This window comes from Pantoea sp. S62, from assembly GCF_016658625.1.
Classification (GTDB): Bacteria; Pseudomonadota; Gammaproteobacteria; order Enterobacterales; family Enterobacteriaceae; genus Pantoea; species Pantoea vagans.
Genome location: NZ_JACVVI010000009.1, coordinates 166594 through 185717, shown reverse-complemented (window position 1 = coordinate 185717; position 19124 = coordinate 166594). Strand labels below are relative to the sequence as shown.

Here is a 19124-nt window from a genome sequence, read left to right as displayed (position 1 = left end):
CGGTGCTGAAACACCGGTTTTTCAGCCTGTTCAATCAGGTTTTTTGCGCCCAGGGTGCAAACCAGCCAAGGCCCTCGGTCGTGCTGCCTCGCGGGATATATTCGCAGCCGACCCAGCCGGAATAGCCAACCTCATCCAGCAGCGAGAAGAGGTACGGATAATTAACTTCCCCCTCATCCGGCTCATGACGATCCGGTGCTGACGCAATCTGTACGTGTCGATAACGTCCCGCATAGTGGCGAATCAGATGGCTGAGGTTGCCGTCCACCCGCTGTGCGTGAAACAGGTCGAGCTGAGTGAACACGTTCGGCCGGTCGATCTGTTCTACCATCTCCAGCGTCTGATATTGGCTGGCGTAGAGATAGTTGGGCTTGGTTACCGGGTTAAGCGCTTCTATCAGCAGGCTGATGCCGTGCGGCGCAAAGCGCTCAGCCGCATAGCGCATGTTGCTGATAAAGGTCTCAACGTAGCGCTGACGATCGGCATCGGGCGGCACCGTCGCCGCCATGATATGAACCTGCGGGCAGTTCAGCGCCAGCGCATAGCTCAGGGCGCGGTCAATATCTGCCTTTGCTTCTGCTTCCCGTCCGGGAATGGCGGAGACGCCCCACTCACCCGCTGCGACATTGCCCGGCGCGGTATTGAACAGCACCAGTTGCAGCTGGTTATCATCGAGCCACTGTTTTATCTGCGTGGCGGGATAGTCATAAGGAAACAGAAATTCGACCGCTGTAAAACCGGCTTTCGCCGCTGCAGCGAAGCGTTCGGCAAAGGGATATTCATTAAACTGCGTCGAAAGGTTAGCAGCAAACTTCGGCATTATCGGCTCCTTAATTCCGCCACTTCGGCATCGCTGAGATAACGGATCGGGCGGTCACCAAGGGTAAAGATCAGACGGGCGGTCTCTTCCAGCTCTTCCGTGTTGTCCGCCGCTTCCTGTAAGGATTTCCCTACCACCACCGGGCCGTGATTCGCCAGTAAAAAGGCGCGGTAACGCGGCGCCAGCGCCGCCAGATCATCGGCCAGACGCCCATCGCCCGGCTTGTAGTAAGGCACGACCGGCACATCACCGACGCGCATGACCACATAGGGGGTAAACGGACGGATGCAGTTGTCCGTATCCAGCCCCTGTAAACAGGAGAGCGCCGTCAGGTAGTGGCTATGCAGATGCACCACTGCGCGGCAGTCGGGGTTATTCAGGTAGAGCGCGCGGTGAAACGCAATCTCTTTTGAGGGTTTATCACCGGAGAGCCATTCCCCCTCAGGCGTCACTTTCGACAGCCGGTCACCCTGCAATTCCCCGAGGCAGGAACCGGTAGGGGTCGCCAGCAGATTGCCATCCGCCAGCAACATTGAGAGGTTGCCCGCTGAGCCGGTGGCATAGCCGCGCTGAAAGAACGAGGCGCCGAGACGGACCATTTCGTCACGCGCCTGCTGTTCCGCTAAAAGGAAAGATTCAGACATAGGTAAACTCCGTTTGCGCGCGGCGGAAGAAATCTTCGTCGCCAAAATTGCCCGATTTCAGTGCCAGCGAGAGAGGCTGATGGATGTCGCGCACCCAGGGCACGCCGGGCGAAATGGTCGGGCCGATGTGAAAGGCGGTTACACCCAGGCTCTGCGCGACTACGCCGGAGGTTTCCCCTCCCGCCACAATAAAGCGCTGCCAGCCGCGCCCTTTCAGCTCGCGGGTGACAGCGGCGAACAGCTGCTCAACGGCTTCGCTGCTGCGCTGCGCGCCATAGCGCTGCTGAATCACCTGCAGTTGCTGCGCGTCGGCGGTGGCAAACAGCAGCGGGGCCAGCGTCTGATGGCTGTTAGCTTCCACCCAGTCGCACAGCTTCCGGGCATACCCTTCTGCATCTTCCAGACAATGCTCAATCTCTACTTCGCAGGCCGGTGCCAGCTGGCGGTACGCGGCAACCTGACGATTAGTCATCTGCGAACAGGATCCGGACAGCACCACGGCGCGATCGCCGCGCGGACGGCCTGCCTTTTCCGCCTCTGAGTCTGTCTCAGCCGTCGCCCACTGCCGCGCCAGACCGATGGCCAGCCCGGAACCGCCGGTCACCAGCCGCCTGTCACTGAGTGCTTCACCCAGCGTCAACAGATGCGCCTGATGCAGGCTGTCAGTAACGACGTAATTAATGCCCTGCTCCGCCAGCTGGCCCAGCGCCTGACGCACTGACGCTGCGCCCTGATCGACCTGTGCCGCCGCGATCAGCCCGGCTTTGCCGGTTGCCTGCGACATCATCAGACGCATCAGGTTGCTGTCCTGCATCGGCGTGACCGGATGATGCCGCATGCCGGAATCGGACAGCATCTGATCGCCGACAAACAGATAGCCCTGATAGACGGTGCGCCCGTTCACCGGCAGCGCCGGACAAATGACCGTCTGCGTCTCGCCCAGCGCATTCAGCAGCGCATCGGTCACCGGACCGATATTGCCCTGCGCGGTGCTGTCGAAGGTGGAACAATATTTGAAGTAGAAGCGCTCGCAGCCCTGTTTCTGCAGCCACGCCAGCGCGGCCAGCGACTGCGCAACCGCCTGATCTGCCGGACAGGAACGGCTCTTCAGGCTGACCACAATCGCCTGCGCCTCGGTCCTCTCTTCGCTGGCGGGGATACCGTTGAACTGAATGGTGGTCAGGCCGTTCTGCACCAGAAAACTGGCGATATCCGTTGCGCCGGTAAAATCGTCCGCTATTACGCCAAGACGCATCAGCTGTTCTCCCCTGCCTGCGGCAGCGTGATGCCGCTGAAGATTTTGATTACCGCACTGTCATCTTCCCGGCCATAACCGGCGTTGCTCGCTTCGGTAAACATGTTGAGGGCGGTTGAAGCCAGCGGCAGCGGGAAGTGCAGCGATTTTGCGGTATCGGCCACCAGGTTGAGATCTTTCACGAAGATATCGACGGCCGATTTCGGGCTGTAGTCGCCATCTACCACATGCTTCATACGGTCCCCGAACATCCAGGAGTTGCCCGCGGCATTGGTGACCACTTCATACATGGTTTCAAGCGGAATACCGGCTCGCGCCGCCAGCGCCATCGCCTCTGCGCCCACCGCGATATGAACGCCCGCCAGCAGCTGATGAATAATTTTGACGGTTGACCCGAGGCCAATTTCATTGCCCACGCGATAGACTTTGGCAGCCACCGCATCCAGCACCGGCTGCAGCTGTGCAAAAGCCGTATCACTGCCGGATGCCATTACCGTCATTTCACCGCTGGCCGCTTTGGCCGCGCCGCCCGACACCGGGGCATCCAGCATCAGCAACTGATGTTCAGCCAGCCGCTGTTCAATCTGCTGCGCATCCTGCGCTGAGAGTGTGGATGAGACCATCACCACCGTGCCCGGACGCAGTTTTGCGGCCAGGCCATCTTCACCGAACAGAATGGCGTTAACCTGCTTTGCATTGACCACCAGCAACAAAACGGCATCGAGCTGATCTGCAAAGGCTGAGGCGGATGACTGTGCATCACGTGCGCCGGCCTGACGTAAGCTCTCCAGGGCCGCAGGATTCAAATCGACGCCCCAGGTGTTGAGACCAGCACGCAGACAGGACTTCGCCGCACCCATACCCATGGAACCTAACCCGATAACGCAGATGTTTTCAGCTGGCACGTTACGCCTCCACTGTTAAATTAAGTGATTATTTGTTTGTTACTGTTAATCCTGCCAGCTTCCTGTCGGTAAAAATGTGTCACTTCTCACAAAAAAACATCACCAGTGTGAACGGGAACAATTTTTAACACTGCCTGTTTTACCGGCCTCACTTTGCGTTAGCCCGTTGAGTGCAGCTGCCCGCCCTGTATCAGCTGTTATTTTTTGTTCTGGTTGACCGGCAGATACTTTATAATGTGAAAAAATGGTAATTATCAGGGAGCAGATATGATTCCGGTTGAACGTCATCAACAGATTCTGGCACTGGTGGCCGATCGGGGCGTAGTGAGCATTGCAGAGTTAACTGAGCGGCTGGGCGTATCGCACATGACGATACGCCGGGATGTGCAGAAACTGGAAGAACAAGGCGCCGTGCTGTCGGTTTCCGGCGGCGTGCGCTCCGCCGATCGACTGGCGGCTGAACCGTCCCATCTGACGAAAAGCACCCTCTACAACGATGAAAAGCGCGCCATTGGCCGCACTGCTGCCCGTCACATCCCCCGTAATAGCTGCATCTATCTGGATGCCGGGACCACGACGTTAGCGCTGGCACAGGAAGTGGTGGATCGTGATGATTTACTGGTGGTCACCAATGATTTCATGGTGACGAATCTGCTGATGGAGGCGAGTCAGTGCCGGGTTATCCACACGGGCGGCACCGTATGCCGGGAGAACCGCTCCTGCGTCGGCGAGTCGGCAGCACGCAGCCTGCGCAATCTGGCCATTGATATCGCCTTTATCTCCGCCTCCTGCTGGGGGCCACGCGGCTTGTTTACACCGGATGAAGATAAAGTGATGGTGAAGCAGGCAGTGTGCGACGTGAGCAGCAAGCGGGTTTTACTGAGTGACAGTTCGAAGTACAACAGAATAGCAACGTTCCTGGCGTTACCGCTGGAGAGGTTTGATCAGGTGGTGACAGACAACAAACTGAGTGATGCGGGGCGGGAACTATTGAGTGCGGGCAGCTGGGAACTGGTGCTGGCCGGTTAAGCTGTTGCCGCCTTCCTGATAAAGCCGGAAGGCGGCAACGTTAGCGATATTAAACTTCTTCGCTGAACTGCGGCACCGGATTACGGAAGCTGCGGGTCACGAATGCCAGGTAGATAATCCCGATGGCGGCCCAGATCAGGCCCAGAACCATAGAACTCTCTTCCAGATTCACCCACAGCGCACCGACCGTCATCGCGCCGAGCAGCGGCAGCAGCAGATACTGAACGTGATCTTTCAGCGTACGGTTTCGCTTCTCACGGATCCAGAACTGTGCAATCACCGACAGGTTCACGAAGGTAAACGCTACCAGCGCACCGAAGTTAATCAGCGCGGTCGCGGTGACCAGGTCAAAGTTAATCGCCATCAGCGCAATCGCACCCACCAGCAGTACGTTGAGCGACGGGGTACGCCATTTTGGATGGATGTAACCGAAGAAACGCTCCGGGAACACACCATCACGGCCCATCACATACATCAGACGCGATACGCCTGCGTGCGCCGCCATACCGGATGCCAGTACCGTGACCACCGAGAAGATCAGGATACCGACCTGCAGCGCTTTACCGGCTACGAACAGCATGATTTCTGGCTGTGAGGAGTCCGGGTCCTGGAAACGGGTGATGTCCGGGAAGTAGAGCTGCAGGAAGTAAGATGCCGCAATAAAGATCACACCGCCAATCAGCGCCGTCAGGAAAATAGCGCGTGGAATAGTACGTTCTGCATCTTTAGTCTCTTCCGACAGCGAACTGATGCCATCAAAGCCGAGGAACGAGAAGCAGAGTATGGTTGCTCCGGTAATCATCGGCACCACATGCGCATTCTCAGACCAGAACGGACGGCTGCTCACCAGCGTGCCGGAACCAACGCCGCTTGCCACACCGTAGATCACCATGCCGGTAATCCCGACCATGACAATGACCTGCAGCACCACAATCACACTGTTGAAGTTGGCGACGGTTTTGATGCCCTTGAGGTTAGAGAGCGTCATAAAGCCGACCAGCAACACCACGAAAATCCACGACGGGATGCCCGGCACCAGCGATTCGAAATAGTTTTTAGCCAGCAGGATGTTGATCATCGGCATGAACAGGTAGTCCAGCAGTGATGACCAGCCGACCATAAAGCCGACGTGCGGACTGATCGCCTTCTGAGCGTAGGTATAAGCGGAGCCCGCAGAGGGGAAGCGGCGTACCAGCTTACCGTAACTCACGGCAGTAAACAGAATCGCAATCAGCGCGAAAGCATAAGCGGTGGCGACGTGACCATCGGTCAGCCCGGAAACGATGCCAAAAGTATCGAACAGGGTCATAGGCTGCATGTAGGCTAAGCCCATCATGACGACCGGAAGTAACGTAAGCGTCTTTTTGAGTTGCGCACGCTGCGGTGCGGCGGAGGTATTAAGCGACATGCTTCAGTCCCCCATGTGCGACAGCCTGGCTGGGCTGGGTCACAGGGCAACTGCGCATTAAGCGACAGGGAGTAAGGTTAGCGGTTGACGCGGCGCCGTAGTCATCACGAAAACGCGTACCAGCGTTGGCTGGCAGAGTGAAAAACATCCCCATCTTTGTAATCCTCAATCTCACGCTTACGCGTGTTTTCAGTGTTTATCTATCCGGGTGCGTGCCCGGCCTCGGTTAAGTCAGCAAAAACGCTCTGTTAAAACTGGATGCAAAAAAATAACCGGCGCGTTAAGCGTCGGTTATCATCTGATTTTGCAGGCCGCGTATTCTGCCCTAACCCGTGGCAGTAATACAAGCCGTTGAGGCACCTTATGCAAAAAAAAGCGCGACAAAGTAAAGCTGAGAAGCTCATCAGGCGTTTTTCAGCATCCAGTCTATTTCCGTAGACGTAATCAGTCGTTCAAACTGCATCAGTTCATAGTTTTTGCAGCTGTGCCAGACGCTGGCAAAGCGTTCGCCCAGTAACTTCTGCAGCGGATAGCTGCTGTCAAACTCATACAGCGCATCGCTCTGCCGGATCGGCAGGGCCAGCCCTTCGGCATGGTGTCCGTTGCCGGTGACCGGATTCGGCAATGGCAGCTGCGTATCCAGTCCATGCAGCATCCCGGCCAGGATAGCCGAGACGACCAGATAGGGATTGGCATCAGCGCCCGCCACCCGATACTCAATACGATGATTGTCGATATCTCCGCACGGCACGCGCAGCGCGACGGTCCGGTTGTTATGACCCCACGAAGCCTGCAACGGCACATAGGCTTCAGGGACAAAGCGGCGATAGGCATTCACGTTGGGTGCCAGCAGCGCCATTGACGCGGGCATCAGGTCGATCATGCCCGCCAGCGCACGCTTCATCAGCGGTGAATCACTGCCGTCATCGCAGGCAAAGGCGTTGTGATCGGCGGCATCCAGCATGCTGATATGCACGTGCATTCCGCTGCCCGCATACTCCTCGTAAGGCTTCGCCATAAAGGTGGCGGTCATGCCGTGATTTTCCGCGACCTGACGAATCAGGCGCTTCAGCTGCACCGCATGGTCGCAGGCGCGCAGCACGTCGCGGGTATGATGCAGGTTGATCTCAAACTGTCCGGGCGAGGCTTCCGCCAGCGCACCATCAGCCGGTATGCCCTGCCGACGGGCCAGATCGTCAATATCGCGCAGGACATCAGCGAAATGATCGAGATTATCGACCGAGTAGACCTGGCTCTGCATATTGCGTTCATCGCTGCCAGGCGAACAGGGCGGCTGGATAAAGCCTTCAGCATCGCGCTTTTTGTCTACCAGATAGAACTCCAGCTCTACCGCTACCACCGGAAACAGACCTCGGTTGCGCAACTGTTGCCACAGCCGGTTAAGGACATTTCGGGGTTCAACGTCAAAGGGAGTGCCATCTTGGTTGCACATGGTTAACAGCAGCTGTGCGATGTGTTGAGGGTCAGAGGCGGAGGGAACTAAAGTGCCGCTAACGGGCAGGCAGAGATTATCGGGTTCACCAAGAGACTGGCCGAGTCCCGCTTCTTCCACCGTATTGCCGAGGATATCCATGGCAAACACTGAGGCGGGGAAATAACATCCTTTTTCCAGCTTAGGCAGCGCAGAGACCGGAATGCGCTTGCCACGGAATACACCATTTAAATCATTTAACAGGATGTCGACATACTGCGTTTCAGGATGGCGCTCCAGCCAGGCTTTCACCTCAAGCTGGAACGCGCTGGTTCGTTTCTCTTCACTGTGAAGCGTGAAGTCTTCCACTTCTACCAGGTTAGTCATGATCTCACCCGCCCCTATTAGGTTTGCGTAATGCTCAAAATAACAGCCACACCACTAACATAGCGCCAACATAAAAAGTGTGCAAATGTAACAAATCTGTTTGAAGAACAAACAGCAGATTGCTAGATTGAAAAAATATTGCACACTTAACCGCCAGACGTGCCCTTTCGGTAGATATTTCGACCAGTGATGCGAGGACGTAAGATGGGCATTATTTTTGACAAACCGTTGATTGGCGTAGTGATGTGCCAGAAAGAGCTGGGCGGCCATGCGACTCAGACCGTGCATAACAAATATATTGATGCGATTGTCCTGGCGGGCGGCGTGCCCCTCGCCCTGCCCCATAGTCTTATTAATGCGCCTCATCTATCAGAAAACGCTATGGCTGTGCTGGATGGTCTGCTGTTCACCGGCAGTCCCAGCAACATCGAACCCTGGCATTATGGTGAAGCCGGTGAAGAGCCGCACGCCGATCCGGGCCGCGACCGTCTTGCCTTTCAGCTAATCACCTGGGCCACCAGCCACAAAATGCCGATGTTTGGTATCTGCCGTGGGCTGCAGGAGCTGGTAGTGGCCAATGGTGGCGCGCTGTGGCGGGATCTCAGTGGGCAGTCAGAATTTCAGCGTCATCATGAAGATGAGACGCTGCCACTGGATCAGCAGTATACGACAGCGCATCCGATCACTATCGAACCGGATGGCCTGCTGGCAACGCTGCTGGACAGCAGCAAACCGCTTGCGGTCAATTCTCTGCATCATCAGGGCATACGCGAACCGGGGCCGCAGCTGCGCATTGAGGCGCGCGCGCCGGATGGCCTGATTGAGGCGGTGAGTCTGCGTCATCATCCCTTCGCCCTCGCGGTGCAGTGGCATCCCGAATGGCAGCCGGAAAGTACGGCGGGAGCACAGGCGCTGTTCAGCGGCTTTATACAGGCCGCCATTCGCTATCACAGGGGAAAAGCAGATGAGTGATGTCACGCTGGCTCCGGGACGACGGCTGGCGCAGATCCGGCAGACGATGGGATTGTCGCAACGTCGCGTTGCCGAACTGGCCGGACTGACCCACAGCGCCATCAGCACTATCGAGCAGGATAAGGTCAGCCCGGCGGTCAGCACCCTGCAGAAGCTGCTGAAAGTCTATGGACTGTCGTTGTCGGAGTTCTTCTCGGAACCCAAACCCCATACGGAGCCAAAGGTGATTGTCCGCGCCAGCGATCTGCTGGAGATTGGCAGCCAGGGTGTGTCGCTGAAGCTCATCGACAATGGCCGTGCGCAGCGCACGCTGGGCATGCTGCTGGAAACCTATCAACCCGGCGCAAGCACCGGCGAGAAGCTGCGTCATCCAGGCGAAGAGACCGGCACGCTGCTGGAAGGCGAAATTACGCTGGTGATTAACGGTCAGCAGTTTCATCTCTCTGCCGGAGAGAGCTATGTAATTGATACCGGCTTACCGCACAGCTTTACCAACAGGGCTGAAATCCCCTGCCGCATTATCAGTGCCCACACGCCAGCTAATTTTTAGGCGCTTCCCGGAGGTTGTTATGAATTATGTGGAGAGTTATTACGCAGCGACCGCCAATCCGCATGCGCCCTGGCCGACCCTGCAGGAGAGCATTCAGTGCGACGTCTGCATCATTGGCGGCGGTTTCACCGGTCTTTCAGCGGCGCTGCATCTGACCGAGGTGGGCTACGACGTGGTCGTGCTGGAAGCGGCGCGCGTCGGCTTTGGTGCCAGCGGGCGAAACGGCGGTCAGGTGGTGAACTCCTACAGCCGCGACGTGGATGTGATTGAACAACGCTACGGTAAAGAGAGCGCCCGCATGCTGGGCAGCATGATGTTTGAAGGCGCTGAGATTATCCGCGATCGCATTAAGCGGTATGCGATTGACTGCGACTACCGGCCCGGCGGCATTTTTGCAGCGCTGAATGCGAGACAGATGGCACATCTGCAAAAGCAGAAAAGCCTGTGGCAGCAGTATGGCAATCACGATCTGGAACTGCTGGACGAACGCGCTATTCGCCGCGAAGTCGCTACCGAACGTTACATTGGCGGACTGCTGGATCGACGTGGCGGCCATCTGCATCCGCTGAACCTGGCGCTGGGAGAAGCAGAAGCAATTCGTCGACATGGTGGACGCATTTATGAGCAGTCCGCAGCGACAGATGTGGTTTATGGCACACCTAACCGGGTGAAAACCGCTCACGGCGAGGTCAGTGCGACGTTTGTGGTCTTCGCCGGTAATGCCTATCTCTCACCGCAACTGGAGCCGCGCCTGAGCAGGAAAAGCATGCCGTGCGGATCGCAGATTGTGGCGACCGAGCCGCTGACACCCGACCAGGCACTGTCGCTGATGCCGAATAATTACTGTGTGGAAGATTGTAACTATCTGCTGGATTACTTCCGTCTGACCGCCGACAACCGGCTGCTCTATGGCGGCGGTGTGGTCTACGGCGCGCGGGAACCGGCTGACATTGAAGCGCTAATCCGGCCCAAACTGCGCCGCACTTTCCCGCAGTTGCAGAACGTGAAGCTGGACTTCAGCTGGAGCGGCAATTTCCTGCTGACGCTGTCGCGTATGCCGCAGTTTGGCCGGATGGAGAAGAATGTCTATTTTATGCAGGGCGACAGCGGTCATGGCGTCACCAGTACCCATCTTTCCGGCAAGCTGATCAGCGAAGTATTACGCGGCGATGCCGAGCGGTTTGACGCCTTCGCCCGCCTGCCTCACCTGCCGTTCCCGGGTGGCCGACGCTTTAAGGTGCCGCTGACGGCAATGGGCGCGGTGTGGTATGCGTTGAGGGATCGGCTGGGGGTGTAAGACTAAGGGCCTGGCATTGCGTCTGGTGAGCCGTATAACGGTCTTTCTGCGGGGCACATTCTGCCCTGCAGAATAAGACAATTAAGTATGTTGTAACTATAAAAATAGCAAAACAGAGGCGTTTCAGCGGGGGCGCCCTGCCCCCCACATCAACGTCAGCCGCCTGTCACTCCAGCGGCATCTTCACCGGATCGTCATAGCGATACTCAAAACCAAGCTCGCTACAGATACGGGATCCATCTATCAGCTTGCCGCTGTCTTTGACGACCTCTGGCGCGAACTGCGGCGGCTGCAGACCAAGCTGGCGCGTAACTGCGGGATAGAAGGTGTCGCGCGTCGGATGTTTCGGCGCACTGAGGTTATAAACCCGGCCCCCTTTGGGCGACTGCAGCAGCAGCGTAATCGCCTCGACCACGTCATCCAGATGCACCAGATTCACGCCCTGCGAGCCATTCGCCACATCCTGCTTGCCCGCCAGGAAGCGTCCCGGATGGCGCTTTGGCCCGACCAGACCGGACAGACGCACAATATCCACGCTGGTTCCCGGCAGATCGTGCAGCCAGCTCTCCAGCTTAACCAGCGTTTTACCGGCTACCGTTTCGGCGGTCAGCGGGCTGTTTTCCCGTTTAATGCCAGAGCTGCCACCATAGACTGACGTTGAGCTGGTAAAGATGATGCGCGGCACTTTATACACCAGCGCGGTATCGACCACATTCTGCACCGCCTGCAGATAAGCTTCACCGCCTTCCGCAGTACGGCTGGCAGGTAACGTGACAATCAATGCATCGACGTTAAAGAGCGGCTCGATATCGGCAGCATCACACAGCAGTTCCGGTGTCAGCTCCAGCTGGAACGCCTCAATGCCGCAGCGGCGTGCGGCTTCAACACCGTCTGGCGTGGTTTTGCTGCCGGTAACCTGCCAGCCTCGCGCCGTTAACGCCGTGGCCAGCGGCATACCCAGCCAGCCCAGTCCCACAATCGCGACCTTCTTCATTTTGACTCCTGACGTGAAACATCAACCCTGACTTCACCGTAGTTTGCCTCCGGATTGCAAACCAGAACAACCTGTTTCAGCGCTTTCCGAACCGCCTGTTTAAAAAAGTGTTGCCAAGTGCTGCCATCTTCGCTAGGTTAATCCCCACAAATGAATACTCATTCATCGACGAGATTAATATGACACGCGTTCAGTTCAACCATCATCACCACCATCATCCTGACTAGTCTTTCAGGCAATTGGTGCTGGAAGACTTTTAAGATCTTCCAGTGGTGTGAACGCAAGAGAACCCCCGGAAGATCGTCTTCCGGGGGTTTTTTTATGGGCTGACGCAACCACACTTTCAGGACAGGATTAAGAGGACAGGAACCATGTTAGATAACACCCGTTTACGCATAGCTATGCAGAAATCTGGCCGTTTAAGTGATGATTCACGCGAACTGCTGGCGCGCTGCGGCGTTAAAATCAATCTTCAGCAACAGCGCCTGATTGCGTTTGCGGAGAACATGCCGATCGACATCCTGCGTGTGCGCGATGACGATATCCCTGGACTGGTGATGGACGGTGTGGTCGATCTCGGCATCATCGGTGAAAACGTGCTGGAAGAGGAGTTACTCTCACGTCGCGCTCAGGGTGAAGACCCGCGCTACTTTACGCTGCGCCGCCTGGATTTCGGCGGTTGCCGTCTCTCACTGGCGATGGCGACCGACGCCGAGTACACCGGCCCGGAATGCCTTGATAAATCCCGTATCGCTACCTCCTATCCGCACCTGCTCAAACAGTACCTCGACAAAAAAGGTGTCAGCTTTAAAACCTGTTTACTGAACGGTTCAGTAGAAGTGGCGACCCGCGCCGGCCTGGCGGATGCCATCTGCGATCTGGTCTCCACCGGTGCCACGCTGGAAGCGAATGGCCTGCGTGAAGTTGAAGTCATCTATCGTTCAAAAGCCGTCCTGATCCAGCGCGACGGTGAAATGCCCGCCGCCAAGCAGGAGCTGATCGACAAGATGATGACCCGTATTCAGGGCGTGATTAAAGCGCGTGAATCGAAGTACATCATGCTGCACGCGCCGAGTGAACGGCTGGAAGAGGTAATCAGCCTGCTGCCTGGCGCTGAGCGTCCGACCGTTCTGCCGCTGGCAGGCGATGTCAGCCGCGTGGCGATGCACATGGTCAGCAGTGAAACCCTGTTCTGGGAAACCATGGAAAAACTGAAAGAGTTGGGTGCCAGTTCAATTCTGGTGCTGCCTATTGAGAAGATGATGGAGTAAGCCATGGCCTTTTCTACCCCGATTGAGTGGCAGCAGTGCACCCCCGAACAGCAGCAGGCGTTACTGTTACGTCCTGCCATCGCCGCCTCTGAAAACGTCACGCTGACGGTGCGTAACGTGCTGGAGCAGGTAAAGCTGAACGGTGATGACGCGCTGCGCGAGTTCAGCGCCCGCTTCGACAAAGCGCAGGTGCAAAACCTGCGCGTGACGCCGCAGCAGATTGCAGAAGCCAGCGCCCGTCTGAGTGACGAGCTGAAGCAGGCGATGGCCGTCGCGGTGGGGAATATTGAAACCTTCCACAACGCGCAGATTCTGCCGCCGGTAGATGTGGAAACGCAGCCTGGCGTGCGCTGCCAGCAGATCACTCGCCCGGTGAAGTCGGTCGGGCTCTACATTCCTGGCGGTTCCGCCCCGCTCTTCTCTACCGTGCTGATGCTGGCGACGCCTGCCCGCATCGCCGGTTGTGGCCGCGTGGTGCTCTGTTCACCCCCGCCGATTGCCGATGAGATCCTTTATGCTGCGCAGCTGTGTGGCGTAGAAGAAGTGTTCCAGGTGGGCGGCGCGCAGGCTATTGCCGCGCTGGCCTTCGGCACTGAAACCGTGCCGCGCGTGGATAAGATTTTTGGGCCGGGCAACGCCTGGGTGACCGAAGCGAAACGTCAGGTGAGTCAGCGACTCGATGGCGCAGCCATTGATATGCCTGCCGGGCCGTCCGAAGTGCTGGTGATTGCCGATGAAGGTGCCACGCCCGCGTTTGTCGCCTCCGATCTGCTTTCACAGGCAGAGCACGGCCCCGACTCGCAGGTCATTCTGCTGACGCCTTCACTGACGCTGGCAGAGGCGGTTGCGGTTGCGGTTGAACAGCAGCTGGATCAGTTGCCGCGTGCGGCCACGGCGCGTCAGGCGCTGGAGAGCAGCCGCCTGATCGTGGCGCGCGACCTTGAGCAATGCGTTGAGATTTCCAATCTCTACGGCCCGGAGCACCTGATTCTGCAGACCCGTCAGCCGCGCGATCTGGTGGAGTCGATCACCAGCGCCGGTTCGGTATTCTTAGGTGACTGGTCTCCGGAGTCTGCGGGCGATTACGCCTCGGGCACCAATCACGTGTTACCGACCTACGGTTATACCTCGACCTGTTCCAGCCTGGGCCTGGCCGATTTCCAGAAACGTATGACGGTGCAGGAGCTGACGCCGCAGGGCTTCCTGAATCTGGCCGCCACGATTGAAACCCTGGCCGCCGCCGAGCAGCTGGATGCCCACAAAAATGCCGTCACCCTGCGCGTTGCCGCACTGAAGGAGCAAGCATGAGTCAGAATATTGAGCAGCTGGCGCGCGCGAATGTGCGTGCCCTGACGCCCTATATGTCGGCGCGTCGTCTGGGTGGCAACGGAGATGTCTGGCTCAATGCCAACGAATTCCCGCTGCCGGTGCCGTTTGAGCTGTCGCAGCAGACGCTGAACCGCTATCCGGAGTGTCAGCCTAAAGTAGTGATTGAGCGCTACGCGGCTTACGCGGGTTTAACGCCAGAACAGGTGCTGGTCAGCCGTGGCGCGGATGAAGCCATCGAACTGATCATGCGCGCCTTCTGTGAGCCGGGGCAGGATGCCATTCTGTTCTGCCCGCCGACCTATGGTATGTACAGCGTCAGCGCCGAAACTATCGGCATTGAATACCGTACCGCGCCGGCGCTGACCGACTGGCAGCTGAACCTGCCTGCTATCGCGGAACAGCTGGATGGCGTCAAAGTCGTTTATCTTTGCAGCCCGAACAACCCGACCGGCAACCTGATTAATCAGGATGACATCCGTCAGCTGCTGGCGATGACCGCCGGTAAAGCGCTGGTGGTGGCCGATGAGGCCTACATTGAGTTTTGCCCGCAGGCGACGCTGACCGGCTGGCTGAAGGATTATCCGCATCTGGTGATCCTGCGTACCCTTTCAAAAGCTTTTGCGCTCGCGGGCCTGCGTTGTGGCTTTGCGCTGGCGAACCCGCAAGTGATCGACCTGCTGATGAAGGTGATTGCGCCCTACCCGCTGGCGACGCCGGTAGCCGACGTCGCCGGACAGGCGCTGAGTGAGCAAGGCATTGCATTGATGCGTGAGCATGTGGTCCAGCTGAACGACAATCGTAGCTGGCTGCTGGCTGAACTGGCGCAGCTGGCCTGCGTTGAGCAGGTGTTCCCCAGCGAAACCAACTATGTGCTGGCGCGCTTTACCGATTCCCCAAAAGTCTTCAAAACCTTATGGGATCAGGGCATTATCCTGCGTGATCAGAACAAAAATCCGGGCCTGTCGGGATGCCTGCGCATCTCCATCGGCACGCGTGAAGAGTGCGAACGAGCGATCGCCGCGCTGCAAGCCTTTTCTCTGGAGCAAGCATGAGTCAGAAGACCCTTTTTATTGACCGCGACGGGACGTTAATCTCTGAGCCGCCTGAGGATTATCAGGTCGACCGTATGGATAAGCTGGCGTTTGAGCCAGACGTCATCCCGGCGCTGCTGGCGCTGCAGGCCGCCGGTTATCGCCTGGTGATGATCACCAACCAGGATGGTCTTGGCACCGCCAGTTTCCCGCAGGCAGATTTCGATGGTCCACACAATCTGATGATGCAGGTCCTGACCTCACAGGGCATTGCGTTTGACGATGTGCTGATTTGCCCGCACATGCCGGACGATCACTGCGACTGCCGCAAGCCGAAAACCAGAATGGTAGAAGCCTGGCTGGCCGAAGGCGCGCTGGATACCGCCAACAGTTATGTGATTGGCGATCGTCTGACCGACGTGCAGCTGGCGGAGAACATGGGCATTCAGCCTATCCGCTACGGTGCTGACGGCGAGAACTGGCAGACCATCCAGCAGCGTCTGACTCAGCGTGACCGCCATGCGCTGGTGCAGCGTGATACCAAAGAGACGCAGGTTCGGGTCGAACTGTGGCTGGACCGCGAAGGCGGCAGCAAGATTAATACCGGCGTGGGTTTCTTCGACCATATGCTGGACCAGATTGCGGTGCACGGCGGCTTCCGCATGAACATTGAAGTGAAAGGCGATCTCTACATAGACGATCACCACACGGTGGAAGATACCGGTCTGGCGCTGGGCGAAGCATTGCTGAAAGCGCTGGGCGACAAACGCGGTATTGGCCGCTTTGGCTTTGTGCTGCCGATGGACGAATGCCTGGCACGCTGCGCGCTGGATATCTCCGGCCGTCCGCACATCGAGTTCAAAGCCGAATTCAACTATCAGCGCGTGGGCGACCTCAGTACTGAGATGGTCGAGCACTTCTTCAGCTCGCTCTCCTACGCCATGATGAGCACCCTGCATCTGAAAACCAAAGGCAAGAACGATCATCATCGTGTCGAGAGCCTGTTTAAAGCCTTTGGTCGTACGCTGCGCCAGGCGATCCGCGTTGAGGGTAATACCCTGCCGAGCTCGAAGGGAGTGCTGTGATGAACGTGGTGATCATGGATACCGGTTGCGCCAACCTTTCCTCAGTGAAATGGGCGATTGAACGTCTGGGCTATACCCCGGAAGTGAGCCGCGATTCTGATGTGGTGCTGCGCGCCGATAAACTGTTTCTGCCAGGCGTAGGTACAGCGCAGGCGGCAATGAATCAGCTGGAAGAGCGTGACCTGATCGACCTGGTGAAAGCCTGTACCCAGCCGGTGCTGGGCATCTGTCTGGGTATGCAGTTGCTGGGACGCGGTAGCGATGAAAACGGCGGCGTACCGACGCTGGGCATTATTGATGAGCCAGTGTCGTTGATGGACACCCACGGCCTGCCGCTGCCGCATATGGGCTGGAACCAGATTACCGCGCAGGCGGGCAATCATCTGTTCCGCGGCATTGATGAAGGTTCTTATTTCTACTTCGTCCACAGCTATGCCATGCCGGTCAACGCCAGCACCATCGCTCAGTGTCATTACGGTGAAGCCTTCACCGCCGCGGTGCAGAAAGATAACTTTTTCGGCGTCCAGTTCCATCCGGAACGCTCGGGCAAAGCGGGCGCGCAGTTGCTGAAAAACTTCCTGGAGATGTAATGATTATCCCCGCGTTAGATTTAATTGACGGCAAAGTGGTTCGTCTGCATCAGGGCGATTATGGCCAGCAGCGTGATTACGGCAGCGATCCGCTGCCACGTCTGCAGGATTACGTCAGCCAGGGCGCGACCGTGCTGCATCTGGTGGATTTAACCGGTGCGAAAGATCCGGCGAAACGCCAGATCGCGCTGCTGAAAACCCTGCTCGACGGCGTTGAGGTCACGGTGCAGGTCGGTGGCGGCATTCGCAGCCGTAACGATGTGTACGCGCTGCTTGAAGCGGGTGCGAGTCGTGTGGTGGTCGGTTCCACTGCTGTGAAAGAGCCTGAAGAGGTCAAACGGTGGTTCGCGGAGTTTGGCGCAGAGGCGATTGTGCTCGCGTTAGATGTGCGCATTGATGCCAGTAACCGCAAAGAAGTGGCGATCAGTGGCTGGCAGGAAGCGGCGGGCGTCACCCTGGAAGAGGTAATTACCGATTTTCAGCAGGTGGGCCTGAAACACGTGCTCTGTACCGACATTTCCCGCGACGGCACCCTGAGCGGTTCCAACGTCGCGCTCTATCAGGAAGTGACGGCGCGCTTCCCGACAATTTCTTTCCAGTCCTCGGGTGGCATTGGCGACCTGAATGATATCGCCGCACTGCGCGGCAGCGGTGTTCAGGGCGTGATTGTCGGACGTGCGCTGCTGGAAGATAAATTCACAGTTTCGGAGGCGATCTCATGCTGGCAAAACGGATAATTCCCTGCCTGGACGTACGTGACGGCCAGGTCGTCAAAGGCGTACAGTTTCGTAATCACGAGATCATCGGCGACATCGTGCCGCTGGCGCAGCGCTACGCCGCTGAAGGTGCCGACGAACTGGTGTTCTATGACATCACCGCCTCATCCGATGGCCGGGTCGTTGACAAAAGCTGGGTGTCACGCGTTGCGGAAGTGATCGATATTCCGTTCTGCGTCGCGGGCGGCATTAAAACCTTGGAAGACGCGGCACGCATTCTGGAGTTTGGCGCAGACAAGATTTCAATTAATTCGCCAGCGCTGGCCGATCCCACGCTCATCACCCGCCTCGCGGACCGGTTTGGCGTGCAGTGTATTGTCGTCGGCATCGATACCTGGTTTGACGAAGCCAGCGGCAAATATCAGGTGAATCAGTATACCGGCGACGAAGCGCGTACCCGCGTAACACAGTGGGAAACGCTGGAATGGGTACAGGAAGTGCAGAAGCTGGGCGCAGGCGAGATCGTGCTGAACATGATGAATCAGGATGGCGTGCGTAACGGCTATGACCTGGTGCAGCTGAAGAAAATGCGTGAAGTCTGCAAGGTGCCCCTGATCGCCTCGGGCGGCGCAGGCACCATGCAGCACTTCCTGGAGGCGTTTACTGAGGCTAACGTCGATGGCGCCTTAGCCGCCTCGGTATTCCATAAGCAGATTATTAATATTGGTGAGCTGAAGAGCTTTCTGATCGACAACGGAGTGGAGATTCGCGCGTGCTAACTCAACAACAACAGGCTCTTCTCGACTGGGACAAAACAGAGGGCATGATGCCGGTCATCGTTCAGCACAACGTCTCAGGCGAAGTGCTGATGCATGGCTACATGAACCCGGAGGCGCTGGAAAAAACGCTGGCAGAAGGCAATGTCACCTTTTTCTCGCGCACTAAAAACCGTCTGTGGACCAAAGGCGAAACGTCCGGCAACTTTCTGCAGGTAGTGAGCATTACGCCTGATTGCGACAATGACACGCTGCTGGTGCTGGCGAATCCGATTGGCCCGACCTGCCATCTGGGCACCACCAGCTGCTTCTCGCCGGCCGTACCTGAGTGGACCTTCCTTTATCAGCTGGAAGAGCTGCTGGCGTCACGCAAATCAGCTGACCCTGAAAGCTCTTACACGGCACGGCTCTACGCCAGCGGCACCAAGCGCATCGCACAGAAAGTGGGCGAAGAAGGCGTTGAGACTGCGCTGGCGGCGACCGTCAACGATCGGGATGAGCTGACCAATGAAGCGTCAGACCTGGTCTATCACCTGATGGTGCTGTTGCAGGATCAGGATCTCGACTTCAGCGCCGTGATTAATAACCTGCGCGCCCGCCACAAGTAATTGTGCAATAACCTGCTCAGAATTT

At 57.6% G+C, this 19124-nt stretch carries 20 protein-coding genes and 1 other annotated feature; of the genes, 13 read left to right on the top strand and 7 right to left on the bottom strand.

All coding sequences use genetic code 11. The annotated features are described in order from the left end of the window. Positions 1–34: 34 nt before the first annotated feature. From IBT54_RS14710 to ltnD, 4 genes are read right to left on the bottom strand one after another with little or no spacing between them, the layout of a single operon-like run. On the bottom strand, positions 35–820 hold the full coding sequence (locus tag IBT54_RS14710) for an HPr family phosphocarrier protein (protein WP_147789741.1): 786 nt from the start codon (positions 818–820) through the stop codon (positions 35–37). Beyond that, complete coding sequence (locus tag IBT54_RS14705) at positions 820–1464, bottom strand: aldolase (protein ID WP_201252372.1); 645 nt, start codon at positions 1462–1464, stop codon at positions 820–822. Before IBT54_RS14705 ends, IBT54_RS14710 begins: the two co-directional genes overlap by 1 nt. Then, positions 1457–2719 (bottom strand): 3-oxo-tetronate kinase, encoded by a 1263-nt coding sequence (gene otnK, locus IBT54_RS14700; RefSeq protein ID WP_201252371.1) that lies wholly within the window; start codon positions 2717–2719, stop codon positions 1457–1459. The genes IBT54_RS14705 and otnK overlap by 8 nt, the downstream gene beginning before the upstream one ends. Beyond that, a complete protein-coding gene (gene ltnD, locus IBT54_RS14695) occupies positions 2719–3624 on the bottom strand; it encodes an L-threonate dehydrogenase (RefSeq protein WP_147789743.1) in 906 nt (301 codons plus the stop codon). The genes otnK and ltnD overlap by 1 nt, the downstream gene beginning before the upstream one ends. 267 nt (positions 3625–3891) lie before the next feature. Between ltnD and ygbI the strand changes: the two genes are divergently transcribed. Next, the gene (gene ygbI, locus IBT54_RS14690; RefSeq protein WP_201252370.1) at positions 3892–4653 is read left to right on the top strand and encodes a DNA-binding transcriptional repressor YgbI; all 762 of its coding nucleotides are present in this window, start codon (positions 3892–3894) and stop codon (positions 4651–4653) included. Positions 4654–4702: 49 nt separating this feature from the next. Here the strand turns inward: ygbI and IBT54_RS14685 are convergent, their stop codons facing one another. Both IBT54_RS14685 and IBT54_RS14680 read right to left on the bottom strand, forming a co-directional pair. Continuing rightward, the gene (locus IBT54_RS14685) at positions 4703–6061 is read right to left on the bottom strand and encodes an APC family permease (protein WP_013358429.1); all 1359 of its coding nucleotides are present in this window, start codon (positions 6059–6061) and stop codon (positions 4703–4705) included. Between the two features lie 403 nt (positions 6062–6464). Then, positions 6465–7880, bottom strand: a complete 1416-nt coding sequence (locus IBT54_RS14680; protein ID WP_095706926.1) for a glutamine synthetase family protein — start codon at positions 7878–7880, stop codon at positions 6465–6467. 204 nt (positions 7881–8084) lie between these two features. Between IBT54_RS14680 and puuD the strand changes: the two genes are divergently transcribed. Genes puuD through IBT54_RS14665 form a run of 3 tightly spaced genes read left to right on the top strand, consistent with a single transcriptional unit; the run spans position 8085 to position 10699 of the window. Then, positions 8085–8852, top strand: a complete 768-nt coding sequence (gene puuD, locus IBT54_RS14675) for a gamma-glutamyl-gamma-aminobutyrate hydrolase (RefSeq protein WP_095706925.1) — start codon at positions 8085–8087, stop codon at positions 8850–8852. Next, complete coding sequence (gene puuR, locus IBT54_RS14670; protein WP_095706924.1) at positions 8845–9402, top strand: HTH-type transcriptional regulator PuuR; 558 nt, start codon at positions 8845–8847, stop codon at positions 9400–9402. The genes puuD and puuR overlap by 8 nt, the downstream gene beginning before the upstream one ends. A gap of 19 nt (positions 9403–9421) precedes the next feature. Continuing rightward, positions 9422–10699, top strand: coding sequence for an FAD-binding oxidoreductase (locus IBT54_RS14665; protein ID WP_147789748.1), 1278 nt, complete (start codon positions 9422–9424; stop codon positions 10697–10699). A gap of 166 nt (positions 10700–10865) precedes the next feature. Here the strand turns inward: IBT54_RS14665 and IBT54_RS14660 are convergent, their stop codons facing one another. After that, positions 10866–11693 (bottom strand): SDR family oxidoreductase, encoded by an 828-nt coding sequence (locus IBT54_RS14660; protein WP_095706922.1) that lies wholly within the window; start codon positions 11691–11693, stop codon positions 10866–10868. 179 nt (positions 11694–11872) lie between these two features. Here IBT54_RS14660 and hisL point away from each other — a divergent pair, with 179 nt between their 5' ends. The 9 genes from hisL to hisIE all read left to right on the top strand — a co-directional run bounded on the left by hisL (position 11873) and on the right by hisIE (position 19099). Further along, entirely contained in the window at positions 11873–11920 is a 48-nt protein-coding gene (hisL, locus tag IBT54_RS14655; protein WP_100396937.1) for a his operon leader peptide, read from the top strand. Further along, positions 11896–12016, top strand: a sequence feature (His leader region). (Overlaps the previous gene by 25 nt.) 48 nt (positions 12017–12064) lie before the next feature. Further along, the gene (gene hisG, locus IBT54_RS14650) at positions 12065–12964 is read left to right on the top strand and encodes an ATP phosphoribosyltransferase (RefSeq protein ID WP_095706921.1); all 900 of its coding nucleotides are present in this window, start codon (positions 12065–12067) and stop codon (positions 12962–12964) included. 3 nt (positions 12965–12967) lie between these two features. Next, positions 12968–14272, top strand: coding sequence for a histidinol dehydrogenase (gene hisD / locus IBT54_RS14645; RefSeq protein ID WP_147789749.1), 1305 nt, complete (start codon positions 12968–12970; stop codon positions 14270–14272). Then, a complete protein-coding gene (gene hisC / locus IBT54_RS14640; protein ID WP_201252369.1) occupies positions 14269–15345 on the top strand; it encodes a histidinol-phosphate transaminase in 1077 nt (358 codons plus the stop codon). Before hisD ends, hisC begins: the two co-directional genes overlap by 4 nt. Beyond that, positions 15342–16409 (top strand): bifunctional histidinol-phosphatase/imidazoleglycerol-phosphate dehydratase HisB, encoded by a 1068-nt coding sequence (hisB, locus tag IBT54_RS14635; RefSeq protein ID WP_147789751.1) that lies wholly within the window; start codon positions 15342–15344, stop codon positions 16407–16409. The genes hisC and hisB overlap by 4 nt, the downstream gene beginning before the upstream one ends. After that, positions 16409–16999: an imidazole glycerol phosphate synthase subunit HisH gene (gene hisH, locus IBT54_RS14630; RefSeq protein ID WP_033733213.1), complete on the top strand. Its 591-nt coding sequence runs from the start codon at positions 16409–16411 to the stop codon at positions 16997–16999. Before hisB ends, hisH begins: the two co-directional genes overlap by 1 nt. Continuing rightward, positions 16999–17736: a 1-(5-phosphoribosyl)-5-[(5-phosphoribosylamino)methylideneamino]imidazole-4-carboxamide isomerase gene (hisA, locus tag IBT54_RS14625; RefSeq protein WP_107319920.1), complete on the top strand. Its 738-nt coding sequence runs from the start codon at positions 16999–17001 to the stop codon at positions 17734–17736. The genes hisH and hisA overlap by 1 nt, the downstream gene beginning before the upstream one ends. Further along, a complete protein-coding gene (hisF, locus tag IBT54_RS14620; protein WP_201252368.1) occupies positions 17718–18494 on the top strand; it encodes an imidazole glycerol phosphate synthase subunit HisF in 777 nt (258 codons plus the stop codon). Before hisA ends, hisF begins: the two co-directional genes overlap by 19 nt. After that, the gene (hisIE, locus tag IBT54_RS14615; RefSeq protein WP_033783633.1) at positions 18488–19099 is read left to right on the top strand and encodes a bifunctional phosphoribosyl-AMP cyclohydrolase/phosphoribosyl-ATP diphosphatase HisIE; all 612 of its coding nucleotides are present in this window, start codon (positions 18488–18490) and stop codon (positions 19097–19099) included. Before hisF ends, hisIE begins: the two co-directional genes overlap by 7 nt. The last annotated feature ends 25 nt before the right edge of the window (positions 19100–19124 follow it).

Coding starts and splice junctions, on each gene's coding strand:
- IBT54_RS14710 (WP_147789741.1), bottom strand. CDS start 820: ATGCCGAAGTTTGCTGCTAACCTTTCGACGCAGTTTAATGAATATCCC.
- IBT54_RS14705 (WP_201252372.1), bottom strand. CDS start 1,464: ATGTCTGAATCTTTCCTTTTAGCGGAACAGCAGGCGCGTGACGAAATG.
- otnK (WP_201252371.1), bottom strand. CDS start 2,719: ATGCGTCTTGGCGTAATAGCGGACGATTTTACCGGCGCAACGGATATC.
- ygbI (WP_201252370.1), top strand. CDS start 3,892: ATGATTCCGGTTGAACGTCATCAACAGATTCTGGCACTGGTGGCCGAT.
- IBT54_RS14685 (WP_013358429.1), bottom strand. CDS start 6,061: ATGTCGCTTAATACCTCCGCCGCACCGCAGCGTGCGCAACTCAAAAAG.
- IBT54_RS14680 (WP_095706926.1), bottom strand. CDS start 7,880: ATGACTAACCTGGTAGAAGTGGAAGACTTCACGCTTCACAGTGAAGAG.
- puuD (WP_095706925.1), top strand. CDS start 8,085: ATGGGCATTATTTTTGACAAACCGTTGATTGGCGTAGTGATGTGCCAG.
- puuR (WP_095706924.1), top strand. CDS start 8,845: ATGAGTGATGTCACGCTGGCTCCGGGACGACGGCTGGCGCAGATCCGG.
- IBT54_RS14665 (WP_147789748.1), top strand. CDS start 9,422: ATGAATTATGTGGAGAGTTATTACGCAGCGACCGCCAATCCGCATGCG.
- IBT54_RS14660 (WP_095706922.1), bottom strand. CDS start 11,693: ATGAAGAAGGTCGCGATTGTGGGACTGGGCTGGCTGGGTATGCCGCTG.
- hisG (WP_095706921.1), top strand. CDS start 12,065: ATGTTAGATAACACCCGTTTACGCATAGCTATGCAGAAATCTGGCCGT.
- hisD (WP_147789749.1), top strand. CDS start 12,968: ATGGCCTTTTCTACCCCGATTGAGTGGCAGCAGTGCACCCCCGAACAG.
- hisC (WP_201252369.1), top strand. CDS start 14,269: ATGAGTCAGAATATTGAGCAGCTGGCGCGCGCGAATGTGCGTGCCCTG.
- hisB (WP_147789751.1), top strand. CDS start 15,342: ATGAGTCAGAAGACCCTTTTTATTGACCGCGACGGGACGTTAATCTCT.
- hisH (WP_033733213.1), top strand. CDS start 16,409: ATGAACGTGGTGATCATGGATACCGGTTGCGCCAACCTTTCCTCAGTG.
- hisA (WP_107319920.1), top strand. CDS start 16,999: ATGATTATCCCCGCGTTAGATTTAATTGACGGCAAAGTGGTTCGTCTG.
- hisF (WP_201252368.1), top strand. CDS start 17,718: ATGCTGGCAAAACGGATAATTCCCTGCCTGGACGTACGTGACGGCCAG.